Below are 21,227 nucleotides of genomic sequence, written 5' to 3'. Positions count from 1 at the left end.
AGTCACAATCCAGTACCCCAATGGATACTCAGCTAAGGGAAGGACACAGCCCAAAGCTGTCGTGGATAAGTGGTGCCGCGCCAATGATGCTGCTGGTGCGAAACTCCATGGTCATTTCCCCGGAAGCGGACGCTCGCCAGGGCCAAGTTGCTTCATGGGATGCTGCGGGTTGCACCGGAGGCAGCGGAGCGCAAAACCAGCCGTTCGCGAAAGGTGCTCCAGACGAACAGTTTGAGCCCAACGTGTAGGGATGCTGCGGGGCGACGAATGACAGGTTGGCCGTCGGCAGCCTAAAACATGCTAAAACCAAACGAGGTTTTGCCACAGGGTTGTGGCGCGAGATTTTCCCGAGACTTCGGGCTTCAGGCTGTGCGTGGCAAAAGGGCCGTTTCTTGCGCCTGGCGGCTTGCAGGGGGATAATGTTCAAACGCTTACCGGTTCAAACACCTTTGCCCGCGTCGAAAATCCGCGCCACATTTGCAGATGGTTGCACTCCGCGTTTCCATTGGCTCGGCGGAACGCCGGTCTCTCGTACAAATTCCCGATTGAAGTTCGATTTGGTGTTGAAACCGCTGTCCAGCATCGCATCGGTGACGGTTGCACCATCCTCGATAAGCTTGCAGGCATGACGAATGCGCCAGCTATTGATGTAGCGAGAGACATTGGCACCGGTCGCGCGGTTGACGGCCATCGAAAGGCGCTTCTGCGGCAGATGCAAGCGGCGCGAAAGCCGCGACAAGCTCAGGTTGGGATCAAGATGCATGGGCTCGCGCCTCAAAAACGTCTCAAGCACGTCCAGGATTTCGATGTCCTCTTTACTCGTCTCTCTGGGGCGTGGAGCTGGCTCATCTGGGTCTTCGCCAACCACACCCGCTGCAGAGGGGCTGCCACTGAGCAACCCCAAAAGCACAAGCACCAGAGACGAAGAGAAGGTGATCAGCCATCCAGCCCATTTTTCGTTGCCCGTCATGAAGGCGACCGCGATGAGAACGTCGCTGAGGGCGGAAGCAATCAACGCCCAGCCCAGGACCTGCCAAAGAACCTTAGGGACTCGCCCGGCGTCCAGCCGGGCAAGGGGCATGTCTGTGGCGCTGTGCAACAGATATAGGATCGCGCAGCCATAGCCAGTAAAGACTAGCGGCACGACGATATCCGTCGTCTCGGGCGCGAAGACACGACAGAACAGTGTAAATGACGGGGCCGCGCCGTGCAGCACGGTTTGACGCAGCGATATCCGGCTGATCAGGGCATCCTGCAATGTGATCCAGGCGAGCGGTGGGATGACCGTGGCACTGACTGGCAAAACGGGTCTGAGCCACGCAATGTCGTAGCCCAGAACCAGAGCGACCAGAAGAGATTGAACCGCGCAGGCGGTAAGGAAGGCGACAAGCAGCGGCCTGCCCTCTGACATAAAGGTGCGAGCGGCAAGATAGGCGAGGACAATGGCTGCAAAAGCAGGGATCGGGAGCATGGGCATGCCACGACTATTGTCCAAAATCCGGATTGTGACGACCTGAATCCCGAAAATAGGACGCGATAAACTGCCTTTATCCGCACATCAATTGGCATGCGTTCAAAAACGGAGGTTCCCATGAAACGCCTTGCCCTTCTCACCATGCTTGGATTGCCAATCGCGGCTCCGGTTGCGGCGGATATGCTGCCCGGTTACGACCGGTTCGATCTGACAGCCGACCACCGCGCCAGCCCCATCGCCGCCTCGATTTGGTATCCGGCAGCGAACCCCACATATCGCGCGCCTGTCGGCGATGGTCCGATCTTCGACCCGACCTTCGCGTTCATTGGCCCCGCCATTGCACAGGGAGAGCATCCGCTTGTACTTTTGTCCCATGGATCAGGCGGTAATTCCGATAGCCTGGGATGGCTGACAAGCGGCCTTGTCGCGAACGGGGCAATTGTTTTGGCGGTGAACCATCCGGGATCCACAAGCGGCGATAGTTCCCCTCGCCGATCGGTTGATCTGGGCGCGCGCGCAAATGACCTGACGGCCGCGCTCGACATGATCCTCGCTGACCCTGCTTTTGCGCCATTCATCGATCCAGATCGGATTGGCGTCGTCGGATTCTCCTTGGGCGGGACCACCGCTCTCGGGATGGCCGGCGTCCGCTTCGATGGTGCTGCGCAAGACACGAATTGCAGCACTGGTCCCGATGCTGCTGATTGCGTTTTCTTCCGCCGTGGCGGAGTACGGTTTGCCGACTACCCCGGTTTCGAAGCGGATGCACGCGACCCGCGCATCTCACGGGCCGTGATTGTCGACCCCGGCTTTGGCGGTGCCGCTGATCCAGGGACGCTCCAGGGCGCTTTGGCGGGGATTACTCTCATCAACCTGGGTGATGCAGACAGGCTCGGAGCTGTTGACGTGGGACCCGATGGAAATGACCTCGCGAACAGGTTGCCCGATGCAACATACGTTGAGATTGCAGCGGCAAACCACTTCACGTTCCTCGGCACCTGCAAATCTGGTGCCGCCGCGTTGCTTGAAGAGGAGCAGGACGACCCGATCTGCACGGACCCGAAAGGCGCGGATCGCACCACTGCGCACTTGCAGCTGATTGACGCAATTACGTTTGGTCTTGAGCTCTAAGAGAGGCTCTCGCTCGATCCATCAAAAAAAAGAGTGCGGCTTCCAGTTAACAGCGCCGAAGGCAGCACTCTTTGCCAAGACTCAACAGTTTCTAACACCGGCGGAAAGGACCGGTTTTGACGCCGCTAAATCATCAAAACTGATCCTGGCGCAGCCGCAGCGGAAGCCCGTTATATCTAATATTTTTCCATTTGGATCAGCTGGTTAGGCTTGCGTCATGCGGTGTGGACCGCGTTAACCAATCTGACAAGGTGGAAGCCACGGGATGGAAGCGCCGTGCTATCGGGAAAGCGCAGACATCGGTCCATAATATCGGTTAGAGTTTCGCGGGTTTTTCTGAGTTTGTAGGCTCCGCGCCGGTGCCTTTGGCATGGGGTTGGTCTCGTTTATCGGCCTTACTGCGTCGGTTTGGCCCCCGTTGCGGCGCATGGATTGCATTTGGGCAAAGCCTCTTTGCGACCGGCACCTGCCAGGAAGCCGTAATGGCGCATGCGATGGAACCGGTTTGGCAGGACGTGCATCAGGAAGCGGCGGATGAACTCATACGTATTGAGCCGCATTGTCTTCATGCGATCCCCACTATTGATCCGGTAGTGTGTCCATTTGAAGGCCACGGTGTTTGCATCAGCGCTGACCAGGCGGTGGTTGGAGGTGGCGATGCGGTGGGTTTAGCGGGACAGGTATGCCAGTACGGTGAGATCACCAGAGAACCTCAGTTGTCCTGCGCGGTGCAGGGCCATCAGGCCTTCGACAGACACCCGCCGGGACAGCCGCGACAGCATGCGCACATGCAGAACAAACCCAGGTTTGCAGGCAACCCACAGGGTGCCGTCCGGCGGCAGGCCGCCACCCGGGACGATCATGTGGATGTGGGGATGATGGGGCCACGCCGGAGGCGTGCTTTCAGCACGACGCTGATCCCCAGTTGTGCAGCACGCTGGTCAAGCCGACACGGGCGCCGAGCGCTTCCGTGCGACGGATCTCGATGGCCGACGTGGGGCGCAGTTGGCTGCGCTGAAGGCGCGATGCAATTGCCGCCGTGAGAGCGGGTTTATCCGGGGCTTTCCGGGAAAGAGCCAGCCATCCGGTGGAGCCTCACGCCAGGAGTCACGCAGAAGCTCCAGCAATCCGGGCGACAGCATTACCTTGCGATCCTTACCGCCTTTGCCCTTCTCGACGTGGACCAACATCCGATCGCTGTCGATATCCGTGACCTTGAGATTGCAAATCTTCCCACGCGCGCGCCCCTGTACCGTAGGAAATACTGAGCGCCGCTCGATACTTAAGCCGAGGGCCGGGCGCGACCCTGAGGATCTCGAACACCTCTTCGGCGCTGAACACCACCGGAAGCTTGCGCGGTTCCGTGCGAAAGTGCAGGCAATCCTTCATCTCGGGCTGTTTACACGTCGTCTCGAAAAAGAACCGCAGCCCGACAAGCCGCGCATTGTTGGTCGACGGGGTGACGTTCGTGTTCACCATATGCAGCTGATAAGCGCGCAGGTCTTCGGGCGTTGCAGTATCCGGCGATCGGCCAATAAACTCGGCAAAATATCGAACGGCCCGGATGTGCGCCTTCTGCGAACTCTGCCCGAGCCCTTTGATCCGCATATCTTCGATCATCCGCTCTCGAAGCGGTGTCAACTTCATGTCCGCCATGGGAAACTCCCTGTCTGTTGATTGAGAGCCCCCAATCGTCAGACAGACACGCCCATTCCCAAAATCTCAGTCGTCAGATCATCCCGCAACGGTATCACCGAGCGCCCCTGCCGCCGTCGCGGCTTCGTCCCCGTCCCGCGCTCCGGACCGTTGCACGCTCGTGGTGAAGGGCTGGACTGGGTCCGAAATCCTGGCTGTTTGGGCGGTCGAGCCTGGCGCGATTTCCTTGAGGACGCCGAGAACGCACCGCATCTGGTCAAAGAGGCGTAACTGTCGGCATCTCTATGACTTTCGCGGCCGCGCCATATGTCACAGAAAATTGCCGCAGGATATGATGAACCAGGAACATACATCTCCCTGCCCTCACAGCTCCTCCAGCGCGGCGAATAACTTCAGCCGCAACCTGCCCTCAGGCCTGCCCCCTTTCGGACCAACGACTATGAGTGTTCTTCCCGCAGCCGCCAGGTTTTGCCCGCAGCTGTGTGCTCGTCATCAGCGCATCCACCATCCCGGCCCAGACAGCCGCTCACAGACAATGGCGCGCCCTACTGCGCGCCTAGCGGGCTGCCTTCGACATCTCTGATTGCCAATACGCCAGACGTTTGTCGGTGGTATTGGCGCCAACGCTGCTGTGCAGCCTCTCGCTGCTGTCCAGCCCGACCCGCCGCTTGCCGCGCAGCAGGAAAATCTTGCCCCAGCCGCGCCAGGTCCCGACGGAGGGCGCCGTCGGATCAACCGGAAACCGCATCCGCCAGTCGCGCGGCAACGGTAGGCCACAGTTTTCTGCCCGTTCCAGCATCCACACCAGCGAGACATTTGACAGCGGCCGCGCCGCTTCGAACCCGCCCAGCTGCCCGCCGACATCGCCATGGCTGCCGCGAAACCAGACCTGCTCAACCTTGCCGTCGTGACCATCCGGGCATTCCCAGAGAACCGGCTCAAACACCCGGCGGGTTTCGTCCAGCGCAAGCGCGTGAAAGCCGTTCTTCACATGTCGGCCCAGCTGATGGTTGTGAAATCCGTGTCGCCGCTCCGCCCAACGCCATAGCAGCGGCAGGCGCAGACCCAGCGCCTTCACCGTATCCCAGACCCCCACCATTTCGATCTCCACATTTCGGTGGCAATACCGCTCGCTGAAGGTGGAGGCGACACAGGCTCCGGTCTGCGCCATCGCCTGCCCATGACCGGTCGCATCGGGTTCAGGGGCCGTCTCTTCGCCCGTCTCGGCCATGGGCGGCAGGCTGGTGGCGGTATGATCACGCATCCCGCTGGCCGAGGCCCCGCCGCATTGATAATGCCGGTAGGCGGTGCGGATATTGCGCACCGTGGCATGTTCGGCCTTCAGCAGCCCCACCTCGTCAATGACCCCCGCAAGGGAGCGCACCGCATAGGCCCCCCGCGAATAGCCCATCAGGTAGATCCGGTCGCCAGGACGATAGCGCGAGGCAAGATAGCCATAGGCTCGGCGGATCTGACGGTTGATGCCGCGCCCGATCATCACATCCGTCGTCTTGCGCCAGCTCTGCCATTGCACACCGGCCTCATAGAACACCGAAACCTGCGGGCCGACCTCGCGGCACAGCCGGTAGACCATGCCCGCATGGGTCTCATGTCCGGGTTCCAGCGTCGACATGGTGCCATCCAGGATGATCACATGCGCCTGCGGCCCACGCAGCTTGGTCTCGGCGGAATGCTCGGAGCGCAAAGGCCGCCCAAGCCATCCCAGGATCCTCTTACTCAGCTGCGTCAGCGACATTCCTCAATGCTTCCCATAGTCTAAGTGGTGTAAACGGCATCTCTATCTGCTGAACGCCGCGCTCCCGGACCGCGTCCTGCACCGCATTGGCAACCGCCGCCAGCGCCCCCACGGTTCCGGCCTCGCCGCAACCTTTCATACCCATCGGGTTCTGGGTCGATGGCACCGGCGCAAAGCCTACCTCAATCATCGGCACATCGGCGGCACGCGGCAAGGCATAGTCCATAAACGATGCTGTGAGCAGCTGCCCGTCGGCATCGTAGACGACACGCTCCAGAATCGCCTGCCCCAACCCCTGCACCACCCCGCCATGAACCTGACCTTCAGCCAGCAACGGGTTGATGAGATTGCCAAAGTCATCAACCACCGTGTAGCGATCGACATGGCTCAGCCCGGTTTCCGGGTCGATCACGATCTCGGCAACATGGGCTCCGTTTGGAAACGAACGCCCCGGCAGTTTGGCCCGTGCCGCGTGACGCAGCAACTCGTGGCGACCTTGCGCACGGGCCATCTCTGCGGCCTCCACCAGGCTTGGCCGCTGGTTGCTGCCCGGGGCAGTGAACCGTTCCCCGTCAAAGGTGACGGAGCCATGGGCGACGCCCAGCTCCTCCTCAAGGAAGGGGGTAAAGGCGGCGATCATCACATCGACGGCTGCAAGCGTGGCATTGGCCTGGGTGGTCACCGAACGCGATCCGCCGGTGCCGCCGCCCTGGGCAATCCTGTCGCTGTCGCCCTGCACCACGGTGATATCGGCGGCAGGGATTCCGGTCTGATCCGCAAGAAACTGCGCATAGACCGTTTCATGGCCCTGCCCGTTGCTCTGCGTTCCGACATAGATGCTCACCCGACCCTCCGCTTCAAAGGCGACCTCCGCGCTTTCAGAAGGATCGCCCAAAATACTTTCGATATAGTAACACAGCCCAACGCCCCGTAAATTTCCGCGTTCCGCATCAGCGGCCTTGCGCCCAGCGAATCCCGCCAGATCTGCCGCCTCTTCGGTGCGCGCCAGCAGCTGGTGGAAATCGCCGACGTCATAGGTCTCATCCGTTGCGGTCTGGTAGGGAAACTGGTCGGCGCGGATAAAATTGCGTCGCCGCAACTCCCATGGGTTGACGCCCAGCGCGTGAGCGGCGTGATCCATCACCCGCTCCAGCACATAGATCGCCTCCGGCCGACCGGCCCCGCGATAGGCATCGACCTGAGCGGTATTGGTATAGATCCCCTCAACCCGCAGCCAGGTGGCGCGGATGTCATAGACCCCGGCCAGCACCCGGCTGAACAGCTGCGTCTGCACCGGCTGGCCGAAATGTGAATTATAGGCGCCAAGGTTGCAGTGACTGTGGACCCGGTAGCCGGTAATGCGCAGATCCGCATCAAAGGCCAGCTCCGCCAGAGAGGTCAGATCGCGCCCGGCATTATCACTCAGCATCGCCTCGGTACGGTCCGAGACCCACAGAACCGGCCGCCCCAGCAACCGCGCGGCATGGGCAACCGCGAAATACTCTGGGTACGGCATCGCCTTCATGCCAAAGCCGCCACCAACATCCGGTGTGGTGACATGCACCGCCTCGGGCGCCAGTCCCAGCTTATCGCTGAGCTGCTTTTTCATCGCCCAGACGCCCTGGCCGCCATAGGTGAACTGCAACCGGCCATCGGCCCAGCGCGCAAAACAGCCGCGCGGCTCCATCGTGTTGACAATGATCCGGTTGTCTTCGACCTGTAGCGCCACCCGGTGGGCGGCAGCGGCGAATGCGGCGTCCGTCGCGGCCTCATCGCCCATGCCCCAGTCAAAGGCCCGGTTGTCAGGCGCCTCCGGGTGCAGCTGCTCGCCCCCGGCGACCAGATCCAGTTTCGCCGGCAGATCGTCGATATCAAGCTCGATCATCTCACCTGCGTCGCGCGCCTGATCCAGCGTCTCGGCAATCACCACCGCAATCGGCTCACCGACAAATCGAACCCGCTCGCGCGCCAGCATTGGCCGTTCAGGCGCAGCTGCCTTGCTGCCATCGCGGTTGGTCACCACGGCACCGTCCATGCCCACGATCAGTCCAGCTGCCTCAAGATCAGCCAACGCCAGCACCGCCGCGACGCCGTCGGCCTCGCGCGCCATGTCGAGATCCAGATGGGTGATGGTGCCATGGGCGACAGGGCTGCGCAGCACCCAGGCCCTCAGCGCCCCGGCTGGCGCGATATCTTCCAGATAGCGCCCCTGCCCGGTCAGAAACCGCACATCCTCGACCCGTCTCACGGGTTGGCTCTTACCGAATTTATCCATCACTGCCCCTGACCTGCCTTGCGTGTCGGATCGCGTTTCAGCTGCAAAACGTCCACAGCGGCGCCGGGTCCGCCCCGCGCCGCCGTGTTGATCCTGTCAAAAGCGAGACTAGCCTCAGGGGCGCGCTTGTCCAGACAGCTCGATCACTGTCGCCACGTCCGACAGCCCATAACCGTTGAACTGCGTGCTCATGGCCGAGGAATAGGCACCAAGCCCCGGAAACAGCACATAGTCACCGATCCGGGTGTCGCTTGGCAGCGGCAGCCCATCCGGCAGCCGGTCCAGGCTGTCGCAGGTCGGCCCGAAGACCACCCGCGGCTGGCAGTCCGCCACCCGGCGGGTGCCATCGGCGGCCACCACCTCGACCCGGCCCGGCAGGCCCATGTCGCGGATATCGACCAGCCCGCCATAGATCCCGTCGTTCAGGAACACCACCGCGCCCTGCTTGCGCATCCCCTTGACGCGCGCCGCCAGGGTAAAGCTTTCAGAGACCATCGCGCGCCCCGGCTCGCAGATCAGCTGCGGCCTCTCCGCACCAAAAGCCTCATCGGCGGCGGCTGAAATCGCCGCAAAAACCTTTTCCAGGTCCGGCGCCACCCCGTCGCGGTTGGCAGCAAATCCCCCGCCGACATTGAGCCGGGCAATGCGGACACCGGCGGCATCCACGATCCGTTTGGCGGCATGAACATATTCGACCCAGGCGCTCTCATCCTCGCATTGGGTACCGGGGTGAAAACACAAGGCCGGGGTCCAGCCCTCAGCTGCCACCCGTTTCAGCAGCTCAATCGCCAGCTCGGGTTCGGCCCCGAATTTGCTGCCGAAATCATAGGCGGCACCGGCCACCGGCAGCGCAAAGCGCACGGCGATTTCGCAGGTCTTAGGCACCTCGGCCAGCTTGTCCAGCTCGCTGGCCTCATCCACAGACCAGCTGGCAACGCCATGGGCGATCCCTGCAGCGATCTCCACCTCCGACCGCACCGGGTTGTTGTAATGCATCACCGCATCGGGGCTTGCCGCGCGCACCGCATCCATTTCCGCAGGCGACGCCACATCAAAACCGGTGATCCCCGCCGCCACCAGATTGGACAGCACAGCAGGATGCGGGTTGGCCTTCACCGCATAGGTCACCAGCCCCGGAAAGCCTTTTTGAAAGCGGTTGGCCACATCATGCAGCACCCGCGGCGAGAAATAGAGGATCGGATGATCCGGGGTGCTGCGCGCCAGATGAGTTTCAGGGGAAAGCCAGAGGGGTGGGATCTGCTGCATGGGGAACGGCCCTAATTGGAATATTCGGTGGTGTTTTTATCAGTTTCCGCCGAAATCCCGTCGATTTCGCTCGTCACATTGACTATAGTGACGAAAATCACCGTCATATCGCAGGTCAAACATGCAAACCGACGAAACCGACCAACATCTGCTGACGCTCCTGCGCGAGAACGCCCGCCGCCCTGTGGCGGATCTGGCCCGGCGTCTGGGGCTGGCGCGCACGACGGTGCAGGCACGGATCGAGCGGCTGGAGACCTCAGGCGTGATCAGCGGCTACACGCTGCGCACCTCGTCGCAGGCGCGTCCGCCGCTTCAAGCGACGGTGCTGATCTCGATTGAACCCCGCTCCGGCCCCGAGGTGCTGGCCCGGCTGCGCGGCTTACCCGGCGTCGAGGTGGTCCATACCACCTCGGGGCGCTTTGACCTTCTGGCACAGGTGGTGGCGCAGACCACGGCGGAGCTGGACGAAACCATTGACCGCATCGGCGAGGCACGCGGCGTGCGCTCTTCCGAAAGCCTGATCCATCTCGCAACCAAACTGGACCGCACCGGCCAATAGTGTTCCCACGCGCCGCAACGCGTGCCAAAGCCTCCCACCACATCCAAACCCTGGAAAACGTGAAAAGTCGTGCGCCCGGCCGCCCCTGCGGTATCCGCATCAAGGGCGCCCGGGCGGCTTGAAACCATAGACATCGGCAATCAGGATCCGAGGGAGATCCCTGTGGACAAAGGCGGCTTGGAACTCCACCTCGGTGACCCGGGCGCGACATCACTCACTGTCATCTGCATCCCGATATCCCCACCACCAACCGTGCCGGATTAAGCTTAAAACGCCGTTATCACCGCGATCGTTCCAAATTAATTTTGGTTTTTCAAAAATCATCCGCCAACACCGCCCCGCCAGCACCGCCGCCTCCTATCGAGCCTTTCCCTTTCCCCCGCCATTCGCTATGGGATGAGCCGATTAGATGGATACGCAGGCAGGACATTCCGATGGCGATGGACAAGACATTTAACGCAGCCGAAGCCGAAACCCGGCTTTCCGAGGCCTGGGAAAAGGCAGGCTGTTTCCGCGCAGGTGCAAACGCCAAGCGCAGCGAAACCTACAGCGTCATGATCCCGCCCCCGAATGTCACGGGCGTCCTGCACATGGGCCATGCCTTCAACAACACGCTTCAGGACATCCTGATCCGCTGGAAACGGATGCAGGGGTATGACACGCTCTGGCAGCCCGGCACCGATCACGCGGGCATCGCCACCCAGATGGTGGTGGAGCGCATGCTGGCCCAGACCCAGCAGCCCTCCCGCGGAGAACTGGGCCGCGAGAAGTTCCTGGAAAAGATCTGGGAGTGGAAAGAACAATCCGGCGGCACCATCATCAACCAGCTGAAGCGCCTTGGCGCTTCCTGTGACTATGACCGCACCGCCTTCACAATGGCCGGCGCTGCGGGCGACACCCGTACGGGCCATGAGAATTCGCCCAATTTCCACGATGCGGTGATCAAGGTCTTTGTTGAGATGTACAACAAGGGCCTGATCTACCGTGGCAAGCGGCTGGTGAACTGGGACCCGCATTTTGAGACCGCGATCTCCGACCTTGAGGTGGAGAATATCGAGGTTGCGGGCCACATGTGGCACTTCAAATACCCGCTCGCCGGTGGGGCCACCTACACCTATGTGGAGAAGGACGAGGACGGCAATGTCATCCTCGAGGAAGAGCGCGACTATATCTCCATCGCCACCACCCGTCCCGAAACCATGCTGGGCGACGGCGCGGTGGCTGTGCATCCTTCGGATGAACGCTACGCGCCTATTGTGGGCAAGCTGTGCGAAATCCCGGTCGGCCCCAAGGCGCAGCGCCGCCTGATCCCGATCATCACTGATGAATACCCGGACAAGGATTTCGGCTCTGGTGCCGTAAAGATCACCGGCGCGCATGATTTCAACGACTATCAGGTCGCCAAACGCGGCGGCATTCCGATGTATAACCTGATGGATACCAAGGCGAATATGCGCAGCGACGGCGCGCCCTATGCCGAGGAAGCCGCCAAAGCACAGGCCATCGCCAATGGCGAGGCAGAGTTCACCGAAACCAGCATCGCCGCGATGAACCTGGTGCCGGAAGAATACCGTGGCCTGGACCGTTTCGAGGCACGCAAACGCGTGGTCGCTGACATCACCGCCGAAGGTCTCGCCGTGATGCAGACCACCAGCAGAACGGTGAAGGATGAGGACGGCAACGAGAGTGAAGTCTCCGAAACCGTGCCCTACGTCGAGAACAAGCCGATCATGCAGCCCTTCGGCGACCGCTCCAAAGTGGTAATCGAGCCGATGCTGACCGACCAGTGGTTCGTGGACGCGGCCAAGATCGTCGGCCCCGCGCTGGATGCGGTGAAAGACGGCACCGTCAAGATCCTGCCGGAGTCGGGCGAGAAGACCTATTACCACTGGCTGGAAAACATCGAACCCTGGTGCATCTCGCGCCAGCTGTGGTGGGGCCATCAGATCCCGGTTTGGTATGGGCCAGTCAAAGACCAAGCTACCGGCAAATTCGACTATTCGCGCATGGAGGTCATGATTTGTGCATCCTCAGCGAGTGATGCTGAAGAAAAAGCCAAAGCACTCTACGAGGTTGAGTTCGCTTATAACAGCCCACAGGAAAACGCAAAATTCCTCTGGGATGACGAAGTTGAAACAGCCACGTTTATTTCGCAGTCGGGTAACAAAGCCGGGAAAGAAGACGGTTCTGCAAACTTTGTACTGCTGCTTCGCGACCCCGACGTGCTCGACACCTGGTTCTCCTCCGGCCTCTGGCCGATTGGCACGCTGGGCTGGCCCGAGTGGACCGAAGAGACCAAGAAATACTTCCCGACCTCGACCCTCGTCACCGGTCAGGATATTCTGTTCTTCTGGGTTGCCCGGATGATGATGATGCAGCTGGCGGTTCTGGATCAGGATCTGCCGGTTGAACAGCGCATCCCGTTTGACACCGTCTACCTCCACGGCCTCGTCCGCGATGCCAAGGGCAAGAAGATGTCGAAATCCACCGGCAACGTGGTCGACCCGCTGGAGATCATCGACGAATACGGCGCCGACGCGCTGCGTTTTACCAATGCGGCGATGGCCAGCCTCGGCGGTGTGCTGAAGCTCGACATGCAGCGCATCGCGGGCTACCGCAACTTTGGCACCAAACTGTGGAATGCGGTGAACTTCGCCCATTTCAACAATGTCTATGACGCCGACACCCCTGCCTATGACATCCCTGATGCCAAAGCCGCCGTGAACCAGTGGATCATCGGCGAAACCGCCAAGGTCCGGGTCGAGGTGGACGCCGCCCTTGAGGCCTTCCGCTTCAACGACGCCGCCCTCGGCCTCTACGCCTTTGTCTGGGGCAAGGTCTGCGATTGGTACATCGAACTCAGCAAACCACTGTTCGGCTCCGAGGATGAGGCGGTGATCGCCGAAACCCGGCAGACGCTGGGCTGGGTGCTGGATCAGTGCATGATCCTCCTGCATCCGATCATGCCCTTCATCACCGAAGAGCTGTGGGGCAATACCGCCAAGCGGTCAAACATGCTGGTGCATGAAGACTGGCCGACCTATGGCACCGAGCTGGTGAACGCCGATGCGGACGCCGAAATGAACTGGGTAATCACCGCGATCGAGAACATCCGCTCCACCCGCGCGCAGATGCACGTCCCGGCGGGCGCCAAGATCCCGATGGTTGTGACCGAATTCTCCGATCAGGCGCGCAGCGCCTGGGAGAAGAACGAGGCGATGATCCAGAAACTTGCGCGGATCACCACGCTGGAACAGGTCGACACCTTCCCCAAGGGCTGCGCCAGCGTCGCCGCCCCCGGCGCCTCCTTCGGCCTGCCGCTGGCGGATGTCATTGACGTGGACGCCGAAAAGGCGCGTCTGGAGAAGACCCTGGGCAAGCTGGCCAAGGAGCTGGGCGGCCTGCGCGGACGTCTCAACAACCCCAAATTCGCGGCCTCCGCCCCCGAAGAGGTGGTCGCCGAGGCCCGCGAAAACCTGAACCTGCGCGAGGAAGAAGAAGCCAAGGTGAAGGAAGCGCTCGCGCGCCTTGCCGAGATCGGCTGATCATAACAAACTGCGGGGCAAGCCATTGGCATTCCTACCGGCTTGCCCCGGTACGATCTCCAAAGATGAGATCCAGCGCCGCGGCAGCAACCGCCCGCGATCAGGTCATATGCCCTGCATAAACGGCGCGATCTGCCGCCCCGATTTGCACTCCTGGCTGAGCCATCCCGTCAAATCGTCCCCATAAGGGGAAAAACCACACAACGCGGTCATTGCCTTTGCTCCGGTTCTGTATCAGCCTGTGCCAACAGCTTGATATCCGCGCCAGAAAGGACCCCCCATGCCCAAAGGATACTGGGTCGCCCATGTCGACGTTGATGATATGGACCGCTACAAGGATTATGTCGCAGCCAATGCCACCGCCTTTGCCGAATATGGTGCGAAATTCCTGATCCGCGGTGGTGCCAAGGAAGTGCGCGAAGGCCAGACGCGCGCGCGCACCGTGGTCATCGAGTTCAAGGATTTCGCCACCGCCAAGGCCTGTTATGATTCTGTCGCCTACCAGCAGGCCAAGGCGCTGCGCGATCCGGTCGCAACCGGCGACATGGAAATCATCGAAGGCTACGGCGACTAGGACCCGCTTGGCCCTGGACGCACTCAACAGTAGAGTAATGCCATGCTGAAGAAACTGTTTCAGGTCTTTCGACCGCAAAAGACCCCTGCCCAGCCGGACCCGGATGCCGAGCTGGCGCTGGGTGCACTTCTGGTGCGTGTGGCGCAATCGGATCGCGACTACCAGCTGGAAGAAATCAGCCTGATCGACCGCATTCTGGCCCGCCTATACCAGCACGACGCGATCGAGGCGGCAAAGGTCCGTGCCGCCTGCGAAAAACTCCATGCCGCCGCGCCGGAAACCGACACATTCGGGCGTCTGATCCGCGAAACCACCGGGCTTGAGGAACGGCTCGCGGCGCTGGATGCGCTCTGGGAGGTGGTGCTGGCCGATGGTCACGAACACCCCGGCGAGATGAAAATCGTCGAGGACGCGCGCAAGGCGATGGGTCTGTCAAGGGCCGACAGCGACACCGCCCGCGCCCGCGCGCAGGGCAAATTGCTCGCCCCGGCGCCAGCCATTGCCGCAGCCCAGCGACCGCAGGCTGTGAGCACGGCCGAGGACACCCCGCCGCCGCCCATTCCAGACAGGGAACCGCAACCATGATCAAGGAACTGCTGGGACGGCTTCTGGCGCCCGCGCCCGAACCGCTGGATGACCGCGACGCCCGACTGGCGCTCTGCGCGCTGCTGGTGCGGATTGCGCGCTCCGATCACAATTACTCCGATGACGAACGGGACCGGATCGACCGGATCCTGCGCGCTCGTTACGATCTCGACATGGGCGGTGCGATCCTGCTGCGCGAACAGGCCGAGGCGCTGGAGGCCGAGGCCCCCGACACCGTCCGCTTCACCCGCGCGATCAAGGACGCGGTGCCCTATGAAAACCGCATGGCCGTGGTCGAGGCGCTGTGGCAGGTGGTGCTGGCCGATGGCAAACGCGACGACGCCGAGGATGCGCTCCTGCGGCTTTCCGCCAGCCTGCTCGGGGTCAGCGATATGGACAGCGCCCGCGCCCGCCAACGCGCCGAGGCCAGCTCATGATTGCCAGCCTGGCGATGTATGATCGCCCGGAAACCGCCGCAGCGCTTGATGCCCTGTGGCAGGCGATCCGCAGCGCTCTGGCCGATGCCTCAATCGAGGCCCCCGAAACCCTGAGCCGAGGCGGCGACCTCTGGTCGATCTGGTCCGATTCGACACTGCTGCTGGCGCAGACCTGTGGCCTGCCCTACCGCACGCGGCTCTATGAACAGGTCAATCTGGTCACCACGCTGGACCACGGCGTCGCGGATTGTCCGCCGGGCTATTACACCAGCGTCTTTGTCGCCCATCGCGACCGATCCGGCGCGGATCTTCGGACCATCGCGGGCGGCAGCTTTGCCTATAACGAAGCGCTCTCGCAATCGGGCTGGGCCGCACCGATGATGCACCTGCGCGACCTCTCGCTGCTGCCCGGCAGCCTGTTCCAATCCGGCAGCCATCGCGCATCCGCCCGCGCCGTCGCCGACGGGACCGCAGATTTCGCGGCACTTGATGCCGTCAGCTGGGCGCTGATGCAGCAGCATGACGACTGGGCGACGGAGCTTGTGGAAATCGCCCGCACCAAACCGACGCCGGGCCTGCCGCTGATCACCGCCCGGACCCGCGACCCGGCTCCGCTGCGCGCCGCCGTGGCCCAGGCTGTCGCCGAGCTGGACGAGACCCACCGTCAGGCATTGCACCTGCAGGGCGTCAGCGATATTGCCCCCGGCGCCTATCTGGCGGTCCCGACACCGCTCGGGCCGGTGCTGACGGAACAATCCATCCGCCAGCAGGCCGCAGTCTGACCCCTAGGTTCCCGCCCTCAGGGCCCGCGCTGAGCCGGCCCGGAGAGGGCGCGAGGGCCTGACAACCACGCCGCGAGCAGTCGAAGGGCCACAAACTCGCCCATTGATTACAGGCAGATCTCGCATCTGCCACAGCCTCCACATGTATGGGTACAATTTGATCAGATTACCCGCCAAAATGATAAATTCCGCACCGGCCTTATCGGTTTGCACGTTGCATCCGCTCTTTTTTTCGGTCCAATAAGGACGAATTCAACGACAATTGAACGAGAGACACCTTGACCGACACAACACCAGTTCTGGAAATCCGCGGCCTGCACAAGTCATATGGCGAGCTGGAAGTGATCAAAGGTGTTGATATCACCGCCCACCGGGGCGATGTGGTCTCTCTCATTGGATCATCCGGTTCGGGCAAATCCACCCTGCTGCGCTGCTGCAACCTCCTGGAGGACAGCCAGGAGGGTGACATCCTCTTCAAAGGCGAACCGATCCGCTGGTCAGGACGCGGTCTCGCACGGCGTCCCGCGGACCCGAAACAGGTGCTGCGCATCCGCACCAACCTGTCCATGGTGTTCCAGCAGTTCAATCTCTGGGCGCATATGACCATTCTGCAAAACGTCATGGAGGCGCCGCTGACCGTGCTCGGTCGCGACCGTGCCGAGGTCGAGGAGGCCGCGCGCAAATACCTCACCAAGGTGGGGATCGGTGACAAATGCGATGCCTATCCCGCGCAGCTCTCCGGCGGACAGCAGCAGCGCGCCGCCATCGCGCGCGCACTCTGTATGGAACCAGAGGCGCTGCTGTTTGACGAACCGACCTCTGCTCTTGATCCCGAACTGGAACAGGAAGTGGTCAGGGTGATCAAGGATCTCGCCGCCGAAGGCCGCACCATGATCATCGTGACCCATGACATGAACATGGCCGCAGATGTGTCCAGCCATATCGTCTTTCTGCACAAGGGCCTCATCGAAGAAGAAGGCTGCCCGGACGAACTCTTTGGCAACACCCGCTCCGAACGCCTGCGGGGCTTTCTTGCCTCCACGCGACACGGTAAATAATCATCATAACAACCAAACCAAACGGGAGTAACCTCATGAAATCTCTTATCCTCAGCACCGCTGCGCTGGCTCTTACGGCCGGTATCGCGATGGCCGACACCGTGCGTCTGGGCACCGAGGGCGCCTACCCTCCGTACAACTTCCTGAACGACGACGGTCAGGTTGACGGTTTTGAGCGTGAGCTGGGCGACGAGCTGTGCAAGCGCGCCGAACTGGACTGCGAATGGGTCACCAATGACTGGGATTCGATCATCCCGAACCTGCTGTCGGGCAACTACGACACCATCATCGCCGGCATGTCGATCACCGAAGAGCGCAAGGAAGTTGTGAACTTCACCACCGGCTACACCCGCCCGTCGCCCTCCGCCTATGCGGCGATGTCGGCTGATGTCGATGTGAACAGCGCCGTTGTGGCAGCACAGGCCTCCACCATTCAGGCCGCCCATGTCGCCTCCACCGGCGCCACCCTGGTCGAATTCCCCACCCCGGATGAAACCGTCGCTGCGGTGAAAGCTGGCGAAGTCGACGCGGTCATGGCCGACAAGGACTTCCTGATCCCGATCGTCGACGAAACCGAGCTGTCCTTCGTTGCAGAGGACGTGCTGCTGGGCGGTGGCATCGGCATGGCGTTCCGCAAATCCGATGATGAGCTGCGCGGCAAGTTCGACGCTGCCATCGAATCGATGAAGGCAGACGGCTCGCTGAACGCCCTGCTGGAAAAATGGGAAATCGAAGGCCGGTTCTGAGCCCTCGCATCATCCTGATATCAAGGAAGGGGGGCGGCATGGCCCCCCTTCGCCCTTGACCGGTCCCGCTCCGCTGTGGCGCCCTGACCGGTCCCTGTCCGAACGAGGCCCGCCATCTTCTCCTTTTGCACCGATCCGGCCAGCCTGGAGGGTTTCCAGTGGCTGAGCTGTTATCTCACCACCGGCAAGCATTTTGCCTTCTACGCCTCCTTCGGGACGGTTCTGCTGCTGCTGGCTGTCACCGCGCCCGCGGCGCTGGCCTTCGGCTTTGGCGGCGCCATGGCTGCCCGCGCGCAATTCGCGCCGCTCTCCTGGCTGGGCAAGGCCTATATCGCCATTGTGCGCGGCGTGCCGGACATTGCCTTTTTCCTGTTCTTCGTCATCGCTCTGGATCAGGGCATCGAATATCTGCGCCATCAGGTGAAATGCCCCGACTGGGACGCGCCGGTGCGCCAGGGCAATGATTTTGTGGTCTGTGACATCGCCAAGATGCCGCTCAGCACCTCCGAACAGTGGATCCATGAGGTCTATGGCTTCACCCTTGCGGTGGTCACCTTCGCTATCGTCTTCGGCGCCTTTGCCGCCAATGTGCTCTATGGCGCCATGCGCGCTGTGCCCCGCGCCCAGATCGAAACCGCCGAAGCCTATGGCATGAGCCACCGACAGGCCTTCTGGCGCATTCTGGTGCCGCAAATGTGGACCTATGCGCTGCCCGGTCTGTCGAACCTGTGGATGGTCCTGATCAAGGCGACGCCGCTGCTGTTCCTGCTGGGGGTTGAGGATATCGTCTATTGGGCACGTGAACTCGGCGGCTCCAAGACGGCCCGCTTCACCGAATACCCCCATGGCGACTGGCGCATGTGGTATTTCCTCGGCCTTCTGGTCTTCTACCTCGCGTTCACCAAACTCTCCGAACTGGTGCTGGACCGGATCCGCGACCGGCTCTCCCACGGTCAGGCCACGCTGGCCGGCGAAGCGCAAAGGAAAGCGTCATGAGCTGTATCCAGACACTGCAAGATTACGGCCTGCGCGCCCTCGGCATCGGCGAACGCATGTTGCCGCGCAGCGATTTCACCCTCTGCGACCAGTTTGTGCTGATCGGTTCGGGGATGCTGTGGAACATCTATTTCGGCGCGATCGCCGTCATAATCGGGTTTGTCATCGCCAATGGCGTGGCCCTGGCCAAGAATTCCACCTCCACGCCGCTGCGCAAAGCGGCGGAATGGTTCATATTCATCTTCCGTGGCTCGCCGCTGTTCATCCAGTTCTTCTTTGCCTACTTCCTGTTCCTGCAACTGAAATCGGTGTCCTCCATCTTTGACCCGCTGTCGGCGGCCTGGCTCGGGGCGCTGATCGTGCTGATCCTCAACACCGCCGCCTATTCCGCCGAAATCTTCTACGGCGCGCTGCGGTCGATCCCAAAGGGCGATATCGAGGCGGCAGATGCCTATGGCCTCTCCGGCTGGACCCGATTTCGTCGAATCATGTGGCCAACGATGATGCGGCTGGCCTGGCCCTCCTACACCAACGAAGCGATCTTTCTCTTCCACGCCACCACGCTGGTGTTCTTCTCCGGCTTTCCGGCATGGCAACAGCGCGGCGATGCGCTCTACTACGCCAGCTATTTCGCGGACAAGACCTTCAACCCCTTCGTGCCCTACCCGATCCTGGCCTTCTATTTCATCCTGCTGACGCTGGCGGTGATCACCCTCTTTGGCGCGATCAATACCCGTCTGAACGCACATCTGCCGCAGGACCGACGGAAAAAAATTCGCTTGCGTCCTAATCTGATCCGGTAGTATCCATTATTTGATCAAATTTAGAACCTGAGTTTTTGGCCGCAGAATCCTGCGAGTTCATGGACAAATTCTAGGTTATACTAAGTTATGATCAAAAATTGGACCAGGGGTGATAAACTGCCCCGGCCCTGCTGCGCCCCATCCGGGGGCGCTGGCGGCCGGTGGTGCCCTCGAAACCGTCAGGTGATTAAATGAAGAACTGGCTCAGGAAAAACCCGCATGTGCGCACCATCCGCGTTGCGGCGGCGGACATCAACGGTCAGGCCCGGGGCAAGCGCGTCCCTGCCCGCTTTGCCGACAAGGCGGTCGAGGAAGGCACCCGGTTCCCGCTATCGGTCCTGAACCTCGACATCTGGGGCGAGGATATCGACGACAGCCCGCTGGTGTTTGAAAGCGGCGATGCCGACGGCGTGCTGAAGCCAACCGAACGTGGCTTTGTGCCGATGCCCTGGCTCGACGCGCCTTCGGCGCTGCTGCCCATCTGGATGTACCGCGAAGACGGGCGCGCCTATGAGGGCGATCCGCGCCATGCGCTGCGCGCCGTGGTGGACCGCTACAAGGCACTGGGGCTGACCCCGGTGGTCGCGGTGGAGCTGGAGTTCTTCCTGATCGACGACAGCGGCAAAAAACTGCAGGTGCCGACCTCTCCCCGCTCCGGCAAGCGCCGCAAGGCGGCGGAAACCATGTCGATCCGGGCACTGGACCAGTTCGACACCTTCTTCACCGATCTCTACGACGCCTGCGAGGACATGGACATCCCCGCCGATACTGCGATTTCCGAGGCGGGTCTGGGCCAGTTCGAAATCAACCTGATGCACGGTCCTGACGCACTGCGCGCCGCCGATGACGCCTGGCTGTTCAAGATGCTGGTCAAGGGTCTTGCCCGCCGCCACGGTTTCGCTGCCAGCTTCATGGCCAAACCCTATGACGATTACGCCGGCAACGGGTTGCATACCCATTTCTCTGTGCTGGATCAGGACGGCAACAACATCTTTGACGATGGCGGCCCCAAGGGCACCGATGCCATGCGCCACGCCGTCGGCGGCTGTCTGAAGGCCATGGGCGATTCCACCCTGGTGTTTGCGCCGCATGGCAACAGCTATGACCGGATGGTGCCGGGCGCCCACGCCCCCACCGGCATCTGCTGGGCCTATGAGAACCGCACCGCCGCCATCCGCGTGCCCTCGGGCAGCCCCAAGGCGCGCCGCATCGAGCACCGCTTTGCCGGCGGCGACGTGAACCCCTATCTGATGCTGACCGCCATCCTCGGCGCCGCGCTTTATGGGATCGAGAACAAGATCGACCCCAATGAGCCGATCACCGGCAACGCCTATGCGCTGGACCTGCCGCAGGTGCCCAATACTTGGCAAAGCGCCATCGACGCATTCGAGAGCTCCGAGATCATCCCGCAGTTCTTCTCCGCCGAGATGATCCGCAACATGGTGCTGACCAAACGCCAGGAGCTGCATTACATGGAAGAACTCACCCCGGAGGAACGGGTGGAGATCTACCTGGATACCGTCTGACGGCCTCTTGCCCGCCGTCCTGACGGCGGGCTATCGTCCCGTGCAGCGAACTCCTTTC

At 61.7% G+C, this 21,227-nt stretch carries 16 protein-coding genes and 2 pseudogenes; 12 read left to right on the top strand and 6 right to left on the bottom strand.

All coding sequences use genetic code 11. The features are described from left to right. Positions 1-439: 439 nt before the first annotated feature. Complete coding sequence (locus VWZ85_RS18545) at positions 440-1,477, bottom strand: helix-turn-helix domain-containing protein (protein ID WP_416589375.1); 1,038 nt, start codon at positions 1,475-1,477, stop codon at positions 440-442. A gap of 177 nt (positions 1,478-1,654) precedes the next feature. On the opposite strand from VWZ85_RS18545, the gene VWZ85_RS18540 reads away from it, so the two are divergent. Next, positions 1,655-2,605 carry an alpha/beta hydrolase family protein gene (locus VWZ85_RS18540; protein WP_416536283.1) on the top strand — a complete coding sequence of 317 codons (951 nt, stop codon included), beginning with the start codon at positions 1,655-1,657 and terminating at the stop codon, positions 2,603-2,605. 437 nt (positions 2,606-3,042) lie between these two features. Here VWZ85_RS18540 and VWZ85_RS18535 read toward each other — a convergent pair. From VWZ85_RS18535 to VWZ85_RS18515, 5 genes and pseudogenes are all read right to left on the bottom strand, one after another. Next, positions 3,043-3,568, bottom strand: a pseudogene (locus VWZ85_RS18535) (transposase); the annotation flags it as partial. A gap of 44 nt (positions 3,569-3,612) precedes the next feature. Further along, a pseudogene (locus VWZ85_RS18530) lies at positions 3,613-4,261 on the bottom strand (tyrosine-type recombinase/integrase); the annotation flags it as partial. 556 nt (positions 4,262-4,817) lie between these two features. Next, positions 4,818-6,017, bottom strand: coding sequence for a DUF2235 domain-containing protein (locus tag VWZ85_RS18525; protein WP_416589374.1), 1,200 nt, complete (start codon positions 6,015-6,017; stop codon positions 4,818-4,820). Continuing rightward, complete coding sequence (locus VWZ85_RS18520; RefSeq protein WP_416589373.1) at positions 5,995-8,292, bottom strand: xanthine dehydrogenase family protein molybdopterin-binding subunit; 2,298 nt, start codon at positions 8,290-8,292, stop codon at positions 5,995-5,997. The genes VWZ85_RS18525 and VWZ85_RS18520 overlap by 23 nt, the downstream gene beginning before the upstream one ends. Positions 8,293-8,406: 114 nt before the next feature. Further along, positions 8,407-9,558 (bottom strand): type III PLP-dependent enzyme, encoded by a 1,152-nt coding sequence (locus VWZ85_RS18515; protein WP_416536286.1) that lies wholly within the window; start codon positions 9,556-9,558, stop codon positions 8,407-8,409. A 121-nt stretch (positions 9,559-9,679) separates the two neighbouring features. Here VWZ85_RS18515 and VWZ85_RS18510 point away from each other — a divergent pair, with 121 nt between their 5' ends. The 11 genes from VWZ85_RS18510 to VWZ85_RS18460 all read left to right on the top strand — a co-directional run bounded on the left by VWZ85_RS18510 (position 9,680) and on the right by VWZ85_RS18460 (position 21,169). Continuing rightward, the gene (locus VWZ85_RS18510) at positions 9,680-10,117 is read left to right on the top strand and encodes an Lrp/AsnC family transcriptional regulator (protein ID WP_340545227.1); all 438 of its coding nucleotides are present in this window, start codon (positions 9,680-9,682) and stop codon (positions 10,115-10,117) included. A 434-nt stretch (positions 10,118-10,551) separates the two neighbouring features. Next, positions 10,552-13,662, top strand: coding sequence for a valine--tRNA ligase (locus VWZ85_RS18505; RefSeq protein WP_416589372.1), 3,111 nt, complete (start codon positions 10,552-10,554; stop codon positions 13,660-13,662). A 280-nt stretch (positions 13,663-13,942) separates the two neighbouring features. Continuing rightward, positions 13,943-14,236 carry a DUF1330 domain-containing protein gene (locus tag VWZ85_RS18500; protein WP_340545225.1) on the top strand — a complete coding sequence of 98 codons (294 nt, stop codon included), beginning with the start codon at positions 13,943-13,945 and terminating at the stop codon, positions 14,234-14,236. A 42-nt stretch (positions 14,237-14,278) separates the two neighbouring features. Continuing rightward, a complete protein-coding gene (locus VWZ85_RS18495) occupies positions 14,279-14,821 on the top strand; it encodes a TerB family tellurite resistance protein (protein WP_416589371.1) in 543 nt (180 codons plus the stop codon). Next, positions 14,818-15,258 (top strand): TerB family tellurite resistance protein, encoded by a 441-nt coding sequence (locus tag VWZ85_RS18490; protein ID WP_340545223.1) that lies wholly within the window; start codon positions 14,818-14,820, stop codon positions 15,256-15,258. The genes VWZ85_RS18495 and VWZ85_RS18490 overlap by 4 nt, the downstream gene beginning before the upstream one ends. Beyond that, entirely contained in the window at positions 15,255-16,040 is a 786-nt protein-coding gene (locus tag VWZ85_RS18485) for a phosphate/phosphite/phosphonate ABC transporter substrate-binding protein (RefSeq protein WP_416589370.1), read from the top strand. The genes VWZ85_RS18490 and VWZ85_RS18485 overlap by 4 nt, the downstream gene beginning before the upstream one ends. A 278-nt stretch (positions 16,041-16,318) precedes the next feature. Then, positions 16,319-17,098, top strand: coding sequence for an ABC transporter ATP-binding protein (locus VWZ85_RS18480; RefSeq protein ID WP_340545221.1), 780 nt, complete (start codon positions 16,319-16,321; stop codon positions 17,096-17,098). A 35-nt stretch (positions 17,099-17,133) separates the two neighbouring features. Then, the gene (locus VWZ85_RS18475; RefSeq protein ID WP_340545220.1) at positions 17,134-17,844 is read left to right on the top strand and encodes a transporter substrate-binding domain-containing protein; all 711 of its coding nucleotides are present in this window, start codon (positions 17,134-17,136) and stop codon (positions 17,842-17,844) included. A gap of 114 nt (positions 17,845-17,958) precedes the next feature. Continuing rightward, positions 17,959-18,840, top strand: coding sequence for an ABC transporter permease (locus tag VWZ85_RS18470; RefSeq protein WP_340546298.1), 882 nt, complete (start codon positions 17,959-17,961; stop codon positions 18,838-18,840). Continuing rightward, positions 18,837-19,643 (top strand): ABC transporter permease, encoded by an 807-nt coding sequence (locus VWZ85_RS18465; protein WP_340545219.1) that lies wholly within the window; start codon positions 18,837-18,839, stop codon positions 19,641-19,643. Before VWZ85_RS18470 ends, VWZ85_RS18465 begins: the two co-directional genes overlap by 4 nt. A 191-nt stretch (positions 19,644-19,834) precedes the next feature. After that, positions 19,835-21,169: a glutamine synthetase family protein gene (locus VWZ85_RS18460; RefSeq protein WP_340545218.1), complete on the top strand. Its 1,335-nt coding sequence runs from the start codon at positions 19,835-19,837 to the stop codon at positions 21,167-21,169. Positions 21,170-21,227 lie beyond the last annotated feature (58 nt).

Origin of the sequence: Phaeobacter sp. JH20_29, assembly GCF_048056175.1 — a bacterium.
GTDB classification, from domain to species: domain Bacteria; phylum Pseudomonadota; class Alphaproteobacteria; order Rhodobacterales; family Rhodobacteraceae; genus Phaeobacter; species Phaeobacter bryozoorum.
The sequence above is the reverse complement of the archived record's forward strand: the minus strand, read 5'-3'. Positions and strand labels throughout refer to the sequence as shown.